This is a genomic window from Stenotrophomonas sp. CFBP 13718, assembly GCF_014842145.1.
Lineage (GTDB): Bacteria > Pseudomonadota > Gammaproteobacteria > Xanthomonadales > Xanthomonadaceae > Stenotrophomonas.
In genome coordinates, this window is record NZ_JACYVC010000009.1 from 136754 (window position 1) to 148351 (window position 11598).

At 68.3% G+C, this 11598-nt stretch carries 7 protein-coding genes; 5 read left to right on the plus strand and 2 right to left on the minus strand.

Annotated elements, in window-relative coordinates; genetic code table 11:
- Positions 1 to 18 precede the first annotated feature (18 nt).
- Positions 19 to 279, plus strand: a complete 261-nt coding sequence (locus IFT58_RS14570; protein ID WP_188325398.1) for a YcgL domain-containing protein — start codon at positions 19 to 21, stop codon at positions 277 to 279.
- Positions 272 to 3607 (plus strand): ankyrin repeat domain-containing protein, encoded by a 3336-nt coding sequence (locus IFT58_RS14575; protein ID WP_192095704.1) that lies wholly within the window; start codon positions 272 to 274, stop codon positions 3605 to 3607. Before IFT58_RS14570 ends, IFT58_RS14575 begins: the two co-directional genes overlap by 8 nt.
- Positions 3608 to 3653: 46 nt before the next feature.
- On the opposite strand, the gene IFT58_RS14580 is transcribed toward IFT58_RS14575, so the two are convergent.
- Positions 3654 to 5450 carry a monovalent cation:proton antiporter-2 (CPA2) family protein gene (locus IFT58_RS14580; protein WP_192095706.1) on the minus strand — a complete coding sequence of 599 codons (1797 nt, stop codon included), beginning with the start codon at positions 5448 to 5450 and terminating at the stop codon, positions 3654 to 3656.
- Between the two features lie 327 nt (positions 5451 to 5777).
- On the opposite strand from IFT58_RS14580, the gene mgtE reads away from it, so the two are divergent.
- The 3 genes from mgtE (at position 5778) to IFT58_RS14595 (ending at position 10689) form a co-directional block, all read left to right on the plus strand.
- Positions 5778 to 7148 (plus strand): magnesium transporter, encoded by a 1371-nt coding sequence (mgtE, locus tag IFT58_RS14585; RefSeq protein ID WP_192082360.1) that lies wholly within the window; start codon positions 5778 to 5780, stop codon positions 7146 to 7148.
- Between the two features lie 99 nt (positions 7149 to 7247).
- Complete coding sequence (locus tag IFT58_RS14590) at positions 7248 to 9962, plus strand: bifunctional acetate--CoA ligase family protein/GNAT family N-acetyltransferase (protein WP_188325394.1); 2715 nt, start codon at positions 7248 to 7250, stop codon at positions 9960 to 9962.
- 25 nt (positions 9963 to 9987) lie between these two features.
- Entirely contained in the window at positions 9988 to 10689 is a 702-nt protein-coding gene (locus IFT58_RS14595; RefSeq protein WP_192095708.1) for an alpha/beta hydrolase, read from the plus strand.
- 66 nt (positions 10690 to 10755) lie between these two features.
- Here IFT58_RS14595 and dkgB read toward each other — a convergent pair whose 3' ends face one another.
- Entirely contained in the window at positions 10756 to 11559 is an 804-nt protein-coding gene (dkgB, locus tag IFT58_RS14600) for a 2,5-didehydrogluconate reductase DkgB (protein WP_192082364.1), read from the minus strand.
- Between the last annotated feature and the right edge of the window lie 39 nt (positions 11560 to 11598).

An 11598-nucleotide genomic window follows, 5' to 3' on the forward strand; every position in this document is an offset into this window, starting at 1 on the left:
AGGGTAAAACCTGAAAGCATGCAAGCCTACGTCTACAAAAGCCACCGTAAAGACGACACCTACGTCTATCTCGCCGAGCGTGATGGCTTCGCTGTGCTGCCTGCACCGCTGGCTGCCTCGCTGGGAAAACTCGATCTGGTGATGGAAGTCGCGCTGACCGAAGATCGCCGCCTTGCCCGCGCCGACGCGGCGCTGGTGCGTGCCGAGCTGGCCAGTCGCGGGTTCTACCTGCAGGTGCCGCCCAGCATCACCAGCATGATGCCGCGCCACAATGACTGACCGCAGGCCGCGCGAGGTATACGGCGCCCTGGGGCTGGGCGCGCTGCTGTCGCTGGGTGCCGCCATCGGGGGTATCCCCGGCGCGGTGCTGGCGGCGCTGGCGCAGCCGGTGTATGCGCTGGGTGTGTCATGGGCCCGTCGCAGCCGCGTACCGCGCGCCGTGCCGCAGGTGCTGCGCGAAGAGGTTCCCGCGCTGTTGGCGCTGTGGTTGGCCGGCCCTGCGGTGTTGGCGCTGCTGATGGCCTGGCCCCTGGCTGCGCTGCGTGAAAGCGGCAGCCTGGCCGCCGCGCTGGGACTGGCGGTGCTGCTGGGGGTCGCGTTGCTTGCGGTCTGGCGTACCTGGCCGTTGTGGAGCGACGTGGAGCGTCTGGCCGGTGGCCTGCAGCGGCATGGGGCAGGCCTGTCCGGCCGCGACCTTGGCGCGTGGCGCGGACTGGCCGTTGCGGCCCTGGTACTGGCGATCAGTGCGCTTGTCGTGTTGCCAGCGTGGCCGGCCCTGTTGCCGGCGGCGCTGCGCTGGCCTGCCGTCGCTGCCATCGTGCTGCTGTCGCCGCTGCTTCACCTGATGCTGCAGCGGATCGCGCCGGCCGGCGCGGGGCGCGTGGCCCCGGCGACCCACACGGATGCGCTGCGTACCGCGTGGGAAGCAAACGAGTCCAGGGTCGACCCCGTGCCCACGGCGTTGGAGCCCATGCAGGCCGATGCCTTGGGCCCGGCCCTCTACGAAGCGGCGCGACATGGCCGCATCGAGCGCGCGCTGCAGCTGCTGCAGGCCGGCGCGGACCCGCGTGCTGCGCCGGACCCGCAATGGCGCGACCAACGCAATCTTCCGGTGCTGGCCGCGGTGCTGCCAGACCTGCGGCTGCTGCGCGAACTGATCGCCCGTGGCGTCGACGTCAATGCACCGCACAAGGGAATGACGCCGCTGCTGGCGGCGACCCGTGACAGCTGGCACGGTCGTCCCGAAGCGGTGATGACGCTGCTCGCCAATGGCGCGGATTCGCGCGCCACCGACGCCGATGGCAATACGCCCCTGCACCATGCCGCGCGCAGCTCGGATCCCGGGGTGGCCGCGCTGCTGCGCGACGCCGCCGCCGAAATCGACGCACTGAACAATGAAGGCTGGTCACCGCTGGCCGTGGCCTGTCAGGTCGGCAACTGGCGGCTGGCGCGTTTCCTGCTGGAACGCGGCGCGCGGGCCGAGCCCGTGGAAGGCATTCCGGTGCTGCTGGCCGCTGCGGCCACCGACGATGATGATCCCGCGGGCGTCCAGCTGCTGCTCAAGCACAAGGCGCGCGCTGATGCGCGTGACGCCCAGCGTCGCAGCGCGCTGCATGAAGCGGCGCTGGCAGGCCACTCGGCCATCATCGATGCGCTGTTGGCGGCCGGAGCCAACCTGGAAGCGCGTGATGCCCTGGGCCGCACCCCGCTGCTGGAGGCTGCCGCAGGCGGTCGTGCCGCCGTGCTGGAACACCTGCTGCCGCACAAGCCCGACCTGGCGGCGGTGGACGGTGACGGCCGCAACGCGCTGATGCTGGCCGCGATGGCGACGGACGTCCCGCCGCAGCTGGTCCGTCGCCTGCTGGACCTGGGTCTGGTCGCCGACCTGGCAGATCCCGTGGCACGACGCGCGGTGGACAGCGCTGCCGAAGCGGGCCGTTGGGCCATCGTCAGCATGCTTGACCCCGCGTATCCGCTGCCCGCTGCGGTCAGCGACGGCCTCGCGGCCGCCGAAGGCAGCGAAGGCGGGGCGTCGCTGCTGCCTGACCGTCCGCCGTTGGAACTGCTGCGCGAGTCATTGGGCTTCGGCAATCTGGACGGCCTGGAGGCGCTGGTCCGGTTGTGTCGCCCTGACGAACTGGGCGCGCTGCTGCACGATCCGGAACTGGCACTGGATCCGCGCGCGGTCAGTTGGCTGCTGCAGCACGGAGCCTCGCATGACGCGCTCGATGCCTGCACCGACACGCCGATGTTCGCGTTGCTCGCGCGTGGCGTGGACGCCGTGCCTGCCTTGCAGGCCATGCTGGAGCAGGGCGTTTCGCCCGCCGGCGCCGGCGGCCTGGCACGCTTCCTGGCGGCGTGTGCACAGCATGACCACGCCAGTCGCGGACTTGAACAACTGGCGCTGGAGCTGCTGGAGCGGGGCGCGGATCCGTTCGCGGCGTCCCCGGCAGGCGATCCGCCGCTGTCGCTGGCCGTGCGCTTGGGCTGGCTGCGCCTGCAGACGGGCCTGTTGAGCCTGGGCGTGGACCGCGAAGCACGCGACAGCCATGGCATGACGGCCCTGCATCTGGCGACCGCACTGGGTCGCGAAGCCGCATTGAAGACACTCGTCCGCCATGGCGCATCGCCGGAAGCCCGTGCCGCCGACGGCCAGACGCCGCTGGGCGTGGCGCTGTCCAGTGGCCGCCGCGATCTGGCCGATTGGCTGGACTGGCGGGTATGGACCCTGCCGCGCCGCACCTTGCGCGAGTCGGACGTGGCCGCGGCGGCCACCACCGGCGATGTCGATGCCGTGCGTCGCCTGATCGACCTGGGTTTCGCCGTCGACAGCGTCGATGCGCAGGGCTGTACCGCCCTGCTGCGTGCCGCAGGCGGCGGGCACCTGGCCGTGGTGGACCTGCTGCTGGCCCGCAAGGCGGATCCGCAACATGCCTCGGCCAGCGGTGCCACGCCGTTGTCAGCGGCGGTCAGCATGCGCCAGATGGACATCGTGTCGGCCCTGCTGGACGCCGGTGCGCAGCTGGAACACCGGCTGCCGGGCGGCGTCACGGTGCTGATGCTGGCCTCGGCACTGGGCCTGCCCGACATCGTGGCGCGTCTGCTCAGCGCCGGTGCCGACGTCCACGCGTGCGATGCACAGCAGCTGGCGCCGCTGCATTGCGCTGCGCTGTACGGATTCTCCGCGCGTGATCGTTCGCGCCTGCTGGCGCTGCTCGACACCCTGCTGCTGGCAGGGGCCGAACCGGATCAGTCCGCTGCAGGTGACGTAACCCCGCTGCTGTTGCTGCTGGGCGCGCGTGCCGAACCGGGCACGGCCTGCGACGAGCAGGTGGTGCTGGCCGGCGTCGAACGCCTGCTGGATGAAGACGTATCGCTGGACGTCCGCGATCCACGCGGGTTCGGGCCGCTGCACCTGGCCGCGTTGCACGGACTGCCGCTGCTGGTCCAGCGCCTGTTGCGTGCAGGAGCGGACCCCGAGGCACGCGATACGCTCAACCGCAGCCCGCGCGAGATCGCGGTGATGCGCGGTTTCATCGACGTGGCAGGTGAGTTCGCGCCCCGGGTCCCGGGCGTGTCATCGATGGCGCGTTTCCTGCGCGAATGAAGCGCTGCGCCGCTGGCTCGTGACGGTCCCGGGGCGTCACGGGGCGTCACGGGTCCTCCCGCGACCGGTCCCCATCGTGGCCTGCGTCGGCCTCGAACAGATGCATCAGATCGGCGCGGGCGTCACGCGAGGTCTGGATCACGGCGGTCTCATCGTCGTACACCAGGTACTGGTCACGCAGCAGCTTCTCGTCGTGCTCGCGGAAACGCTGCACGTGCCGCTTCGCCGTGTCGCCCGGGATGCCCAGCGCGATCAGTACCCGTTCGCTGAGCTCCAGGCTGGTCCCGAAGACTTCGCGGAACGGTTCGGCGGCCATGTCCATCAGACGCCACGCATGCTGGCGGTTACGCGCACGCGCCAGCACGCGCGCGTCCGGATACAGCCTGCGTATCAACCGCGTCGCGCGCAGGTTGGTTTCCGGATCATCCATCGTCACCACGAACACCGCGATCTCGGCGCCGCCGGCTGCGCGCAGCATCTCCGGGCGGGTCGGATCACCGTAGTAAAGCTGGTTACCGAATCGCCTCAGGTCGGCCACGGTATCCGGGTTGGCTTCCAGTGCGACGAAAGGCACCTTCTGCGCCGTCAGCAGCCGCGCCACCACCTGGCCGAAGCGTCCCATGCCGGCAATCAGCACCTTCGGCCGATTATCCGGTGCGACGTCGTCAGCCGGCGGGGCCTGGGTGGTCGTGCTGGCTTCGCGCCCCAGCAGCCGCAAGAGCACGATCATCAGCAGCGGTGTCAGCGCCATCGACAGACCGACGATGGCGACCAGCCGATCATGGTTGGCACTGCCCAGCAGCTGCGCGCGCTGTGCCTCGTTGAACACGACGAAGGCGAACTCACCGCCCAGCCACAGCACGCTGCCCAGCAGCAGCGCCTGTCGCGACGGCAGCTTGGCCAAGCGGCCGATGGCGTAAAGCATGCCGAACTTGACCACCAGCAGGATGCCCACGCCGGCAGCGATCATGCCCGGCTCGGCGATGATGCGGTCCAGATCGATGCCCATGCCGACGGCAATGAAGAACAGGCCGAGGAACAACCCCTTGAAGGGTTCGATCTGCGCTTCCAGCTCGTGCCGGAACTCCGAATCAGACAGCAGCACCCCGGCCAGGAACGCGCCAAGGCTGGCACTCAGCCCCGCTTCCTGCATGAACCACGCCGTGCCCAGCACCACCAGCAACGCCGTGGCGGTGAATACCTCCGGGCTGCGGCTGCGTGCGACCACGCCGAACACGCGGCGCAGCAGCGGGCGTCCGCACAGGATGACCACCGCCAGCGCACCGATCGCGATGGCGGCATCCTGCCAGTGCAGGGTCTGGTTGCGCGCGCCGCCCAGCAGCGGAATCGCGGCCAACAGCGGGATGGCGATGAGGTCCTGGAACAGCAGGATCGCGAAGGCCAGTCGGCCATGGTTGCTGTTCAGCGCCTTGTGCTCGGACAACAACTGCAGGCCCACCGCCGTGGATGACAGGGCCAGGGCGATGCCCACGACCAACGCGCTCTTCCATTGGAAATGATCAAGCATCAACAGGCCGCCCAGCACGAGTCCGCAACTGGCGACCTGCAGCGCGCCGGCGCCGAACACCGAACGTCGCATCACCTTCAGTCGCGACGGCGATAGTTCCAGGCCGATGACGAACAGCAGCATCACCACGCCGATCTCAGCCGCGCCGAGGATGCGGTCTGCATCCTGCACGAAGCCCAGGCCATCGGGCCCCAGCACCACGCCAGCGGCCAGGTAGCCCAGCACTGCCCCGAAGCCGAGGCGGCGGAACACGGGGACGGCAATCACCGCCGCAAGCAGCAGGACCAACGCGAGTTCAAGCACACCGCTATGCATGGGGATGAACGTCTGGGATGCGGAGGAACGGGCCGAATGCGAAGCACCGGACCCTCGGCGGTCATTATGCGCCGCGTGTTGCCCACGGCGCAGCGCGGAAACTGAGTGCGACCCTACCCGGCGCCGCGATGGGGTTGACCCACCCTGCCGACAGGTCCATCCTGCCCCCCGCCACGGCATGCCCGTCGGCACACCCTTCCGGAGTCCAACCCCCCATGTCCAGCGACAGTAGAAGTCGACCTCGTTCGACGCCAGCGACGGCGACCGCCTGACAGGGACGGTTCGCCTGCGTTGGCGTTGCGCTTGCAACCACGAAGGCGAACCACGATGAACCAGAAGCAGATGCTGCGTCCCGCTGCCGACGCCGCCACCCTTGCCGCACCCCTGGCCGGTTTCAACACGGCCGATGCGGTCGAATACCTCAACACCTTGTTGCTGTCCCGCGCAGTGGAACTGCTGGGCGCGCTTCCGTTGCCGCGCGCGGTGAAGCTACTGGAAGCGCCGGAGCTACAGCGCGCCGGCGACCTCGTGGCTGCATTGCCGCCGGCCCGCGCCGCCGCGCTGCTTGGGTTGATGGCCGATGACCGCGCCACCGATATCGTCCATCAGCTGGATGAAGAAGAGCGCGCCCGGCTGGTGCCCCTGATCAGTGCCGACGCACGGCAGGTGATCCAGCAGCTGTTGAGCTATCCACCGCATACCGCCGGTGCACTGATGACGACCGAATTCGTCAGCGTGCCTGCCACGTGGACGGTCGGGCAGACCCTGCAGCACATCCGTGATGTGGAGCGCACGCGCGAGACCGTGTACGCGATCTATGTGCTCGACCCGACCAGCCAGCGCCTGCAGCAGGTGGTGACGATGCGCCGCTTGATCACCGGCCGGGCGGAGGACGCCATCCTCGACGTGGCGCAGGTCAACGCACCGGTCACCGTGGACGTGCAGATGGACCAGGAAGAAGTTGCGCAGCTGATCCGGCGCCACGATCTGTTGGCGATCCCGGTGGTGGATGCAGGGCAGCGCGTGCTGGGCATCGTCACCGTGGACGACATCCTGGATGCGCTGATCGAAGAGTCCACCGAGGACGCGCATAAGTTCGGCGGCATGGAGGCGTTGGAAAAGCCGTACATGCAGATCGGTTTCCTGGAGATGCTGCGCAAGCGCGGCGGCTGGCTGAGCGTGTTGTTCCTCGGCGAGATGCTGACCGCCAGCGCGATGCAGCACTACGAACACGAGCTCGCCCGTGCGGTGGTGCTGACGCTGTTCATCCCGCTGATCATGAGCTCCGGCGGCAATTCCGGTTCGCAGGCGACCTCGCTGCTGATCCGCAGTCTGGCACTGCGCGAACTGCGCCTGCGCGACTGGTGGAAAGTGGCCCTGCGTGAACTGCCCACGGGCATCGTGCTGGGTGTCATCCTGGGCACGCTGGCGATGACCCGCATCACGGTGTGGCAGCTGGGCGGACTGCACGATTACGGCGAACACTGGCTGCTGCTCGGCTTCACCGTCGCGGCAGCACTGGTCGGCATCGTCACCTTCGGCTCATTGTCCGGCTCGATGCTGCCGTTCGCCCTAAAGCGGCTGGGCTTCGACCCGGCCAGCGCCTCGGCCCCGTTCGTCGCCACCCTGGTCGACGTCACCGGACTGGTCATCTACTTCAGCATTGCCGCCACGATCCTCCACGGCACCCTGCTGTAAAAAAAGGGGACGGAGGGGATTAAGTCGCAATCGACCGCTGCGTAGCGAGCCGATTACGACTTAATCCCCTCCGTCCCCTTTTTTTGCTCTACTACGGCCATGAGCACCTACAACCTGCAGTCCGTGTTCCGCCCGCAGTCCGTTGCCGTTATCGGGGGCAGTCCGCGTGATCGTTCGGCGGGCCGTGCGGTGATGCGCAACCTGCGCGGGGCGGGCTTCGCCGGCAAGGTGGCGTGGGTCAATCCACGCCATGCGGAGATCGATGGCACGCGCACCGTCAAGCGCCTTAAAGACCTGGACTGGGTGCCGGAGCTGGTGGTGGTGACCGCGCCGGCCAGCATCGTGCCGCAGGTGATCGCCGATGCGGCGGCGCTGGGCGTTGCGGCGGCCATCATCCTTACCGCGCATCTGGGGGAGGGGCCCGGTTCGTTGGCGGCGCAGGTCGAAGCCAGCGCGCGCGCCAAGGGCCTGCGCATCCTCGGCCCGCACTGCCTGGGCGTGATCGCGCCCCATGCACGGTTGAATGCCAGCATCGCCGCGCACGTGCCGCAGGCCGGCGACCTTGCCTTGATCTCCGAATCCAGCGCCATCGCCGCTGCCCTGGTGGAGTGGGGCGTGGCGCGCTCGGTCGGGTTCTCCGCCGTGGTGTCGCTGGGTGACACGATGGACGTCGACTTCGGCGACCTGCTGGATTACTTCGCCACCGACTACCGCACGCGCGCGATCCTGTTGTATGTCGAACAGATCAAGGACGCGCGCAAGTTCATGTCCGCTGCGCGTGCAGCCGCGCGCTCCAAGCCGGTGATGGTGGTGAAGTCGGGACGTGCCGAGCGGATCATGCCGGGCAATGACACCCACGTGCAGGCGCTGGCACGTGCCGATGATGTCTACGGCGCGGCGTTCAACCGCGCGGGCCTGTTGCGGGTGAGCGCGCTGGACGAGCTGTTCACCGCGGCAGAGACCCTGGGCCGGTTGGGCGCATTCCCCGGCCGCCGGTTGGCCATCCTGAGCAACGGGGGCGGTGTGGGCAGGCTCGCGGTAGATCAATTGTCGGCACTGCGCGGCACGCTGGCCGGCCTGTCCGACAGCACCGTCAAGCAGCTCGATGCGGTGCTGCCGCGCGGGTGGTCACGCTCCAACCCGGTGGACATCGTGGTCGACGCCGATGGCGATCGGTATGCCGCCGCCATCGAAGCGCTGCTGGCCGACAACGAAAACGACGCCCTGCTGGTGGTCAACGTGCCCACGGCGTTCACCTCATCGGCCGACGCCGCGCAGGCACTCACCCGCACCTTGGGCCTGCGGCCACGGCATCAGCGGGACAAGCCGGTGTTCGCCGTCTGGCTGGGCAACGACGAGCGCGCCACGGCCACGTTGAACGCCGCGCGCGTACCGACTTATCCCACCGAAGCCGAGGCCGTGCGCGGCTTCCAGCACCTGGTGCGCTATCGCGATGCGCAGAGTGCGCTGATGGAGACCCCGCCCAGCCTGCCGCAGGATTTCGTCGTCGATGCCGGCGCGGCGCGCGCGATCGTCGAGGCGGCGCTGGCTGCCGGCCAGCGCTGGCTGGACCCCTTGGCGACGCATGCGCTGCTGAAGGCCTATGGCATTCCGTCCGCACCCGTGCTGCATGCCCGCGACGCCCACGAGGCGATGGACCTGGCCCAGCCCTTGCTGGAGCAGGGTGCCAGCGTGGCCTTGAAGATCCTGTCGCCCGATATTCCGCACAAGTCCGAGGTGGACGGTGTACGCCTGAATCTGTCCACCCTCGCGGCGGTGCAGGCCGCAGCGATCAGCATCCTGTCACGCGCGCGCGAACTGCGTCCCGATGCTCGCATCGACGGCCTGCTGGTGCAGCCCACCATCGTGCGCCCGAAAGCGCGCGAACTGATTGCCGGCATCGCCGACGATGCGACGTTCGGGCCGGTGATCGTGTTCGGTCGCGGCGGTACCGCCGTCGAAGTGATCAATGACAAGGCCCTGGCGCTACCGCCGCTGGATCTACGGCTGGCCCACGAGCTGATCGGCCGCACGCGCGTGTCGCGCATCCTCAAGCCCTACAGTGATTTCCCGGCGGCCGACGAGCGCGCCGTGGCGCTGGTACTGGTCAAGCTTGCGCAGCTCGCCGCGGACATCCCCGAGATCCGCACCCTGGATATCAATCCCCTGCTGGCCGATCGCGAAGGCATCCTTGCACTGGATGCCCGCGTGGCCGTCGCGCCATCGCGCATCCTGCACAAGGGACGCGGCCACCCGCGGTTCGCGGTGTTCCCGTATCCCAAGGAATGGGAGCGCGAACTGGTGCTGTCCGATGGCAGCACCGCCTTCGTGCGGCCCGTCCGTCCGGAGGACGATGCGCTGTTCCGTGCGTTCTTCGCCCGGGTCAGTGACGAAGATCTGCGATTGCGTTTCTTCCAGTCGGTGAAGCACTTCAGCCATGAGTTCATCGCGCGCCTGACCCAGCTCGATTACGCACGCTCCATTGCGCTGGTCGCCCTTGATCCGCGATCGGGCGAGATGCTCGGCGCGGTCCGCCTGCATGCCGATGCCGATTACCACAGCGGCGAGTACGGCATCCTGATCCGGTCGGACCTGAAGGGCCACGGCATCGGCTGGCGTCTGATGACGATCATGATCGAGTACGCGAAGTGGCTGGGCCTGGACACCGTGGAAGGCCAGGTGCTGCGCGAGAACAGCACGATGATCGCGATGTGCCAGAGCTTGGGCTTCACTACCCGGCTGGACCCGGACGACTCCACGGTGATGATGGTCAGCCTGCCGGTGCAGCAGGTGGCGTCTACCTTGTTGGCGTGATGCATGGACCGGCGATAATGCACGAATGACCGAACGCATCCCGCTGCTGCTGCTCCCCGGCCTGCTCAATGATGCAGAGCTGTGGCGCGACCAGTTGACCGCACTCGAGGATATCGCGGCGTGCAACGTCGGCGATCTGACCCGGGGCGATACGATGCAGGCGGTGACCGACGCCGTACTGGCGCAGGCGCCACCGCGTTTTGCACTGGCCGGATTCTCGATGGGCGGTTTTGTCGCCCAACAGATTGTTCGCACTGCACCCGAGCGGGTTCTCCGGCTGGCCCTGATCGGCACCTCGATGCGTGCTGATTCGCCCGAACGCGCTGCGCAGCGCGCAACGCAGGTGGCCAGCGTGCGTCTTCCGGGCCGGTTCAATGGGTTCGGTGACACACTGATGCGCAGTTACATCGATGCCTCGCGGCTGGATGACGAGGTGCTGATACAGCGCGTGCGGACGATGACGGCCCGGCTGGGCGCGGAGGTGTTCCTGCAGCAGAGCGCGCTGCAGCGGGTGGACGGGCACGATGTGCTGTCCGGCTATCAGGACCCGTTGTTGATCGTCTGTGGGGCGAATGACCGCATCACCCCCGTGTCGATCAGCGAGGAAATGCAGGCGCTGGTGCCGCATTCCACGCTGGTCGTCGTGCCTGGCAGCGGACATCTGGTGCCGATGGAGAAACCGGCCGAGGTCAGCGCGGCGCTGCGCGCGTGGTTGCTGCGGGACTGACGCAATCCGCCGAGCATGGCTCGGCGCTACCAAAGCGCGACAAAGGGGCCCGCCGAACCGGTCCGATCAGTCCCACGCCGGGGCGATGCCCTCGGGATTGGCGAGTCGATGACCGCGGTCCAGCTTGGCGATCTGCGCCAGGTCCTCGTCGGTCAGCCGCAGGCGGGCCGCTTCCAGGTTGCCGGCCAGGTTCGCGCGCTTGGTCGAAGAGGGAATCACCGCGAAGCCCTGCTGCAGGGCCCAGGCCAGCGCGACCTGGGCAGCCGTCGCCTGATGGCGCCCTGCGATGGCCTGGATCACCGGATCCTTGATCACCTCACCGTAGGCCAGGCTCATGTACGCCGTGATGTGGATGCCCTGTTCCTGCAGGAACGGCACCAGCAGGCGGTTCTGCAGGTAAGGATGGATTTCCACCTGATTGGTCGCGATCTGGTCCGCACCGAGGATGCCGATGGCGCGGCGGGTCTGGGCGATGGTGAAGTTGGAGATGCCGATGGCGCGCGTCAACCCGCGTGCCTTCGCGTCAGCGAGGGCGGGCAGGTAGGTCTCCATCGGCACCGCGTCGTCCGGTGACGGCCAGTGGATCAGGGTCAGGTCGACCCGATCGGTGCGCAGCTTCTGCACGCTGGCCTCCAGGCTGGCGATCAGCGCATCGGGCTGGAACTCGCTGATCCAGATCTTGGTGGTCAGGTACACGTCATCGCGCGACACATCGGATTCGGCGAGCGCCTGACCGACCTCCGCTTCATTGCCGTAGATCTGCGCGGTATCGATGGCGCGGTAGCCGACGTCGAGTGCGTTGCGCACCGAATCGATCACCGCTTGGCCTTTCAGGCGGAAGGTGCCGAGGCCGAGAGCAGGAAGGGTCATGGGGGAGGACTCCAGCAGGGGATGGAAAGAGGGTAGGGC

Coding starts and splice junctions, on each gene's coding strand:
- IFT58_RS14570 (WP_188325398.1), top strand. CDS start 19: ATGCAAGCCTACGTCTACAAAAGCCACCGTAAAGACGACACCTACGTC.
- IFT58_RS14575 (WP_192095704.1), top strand. CDS start 272: ATGACTGACCGCAGGCCGCGCGAGGTATACGGCGCCCTGGGGCTGGGC.
- IFT58_RS14580 (WP_192095706.1), bottom strand. CDS start 5,450: ATGCATAGCGGTGTGCTTGAACTCGCGTTGGTCCTGCTGCTTGCGGCG.
- mgtE (WP_192082360.1), top strand. CDS start 5,778: ATGAACCAGAAGCAGATGCTGCGTCCCGCTGCCGACGCCGCCACCCTT.
- IFT58_RS14590 (WP_188325394.1), top strand. CDS start 7,248: ATGAGCACCTACAACCTGCAGTCCGTGTTCCGCCCGCAGTCCGTTGCC.
- IFT58_RS14595 (WP_192095708.1), top strand. CDS start 9,988: ATGACCGAACGCATCCCGCTGCTGCTGCTCCCCGGCCTGCTCAATGAT.
- dkgB (WP_192082364.1), bottom strand. CDS start 11,559: ATGACCCTTCCTGCTCTCGGCCTCGGCACCTTCCGCCTGAAAGGCCAA.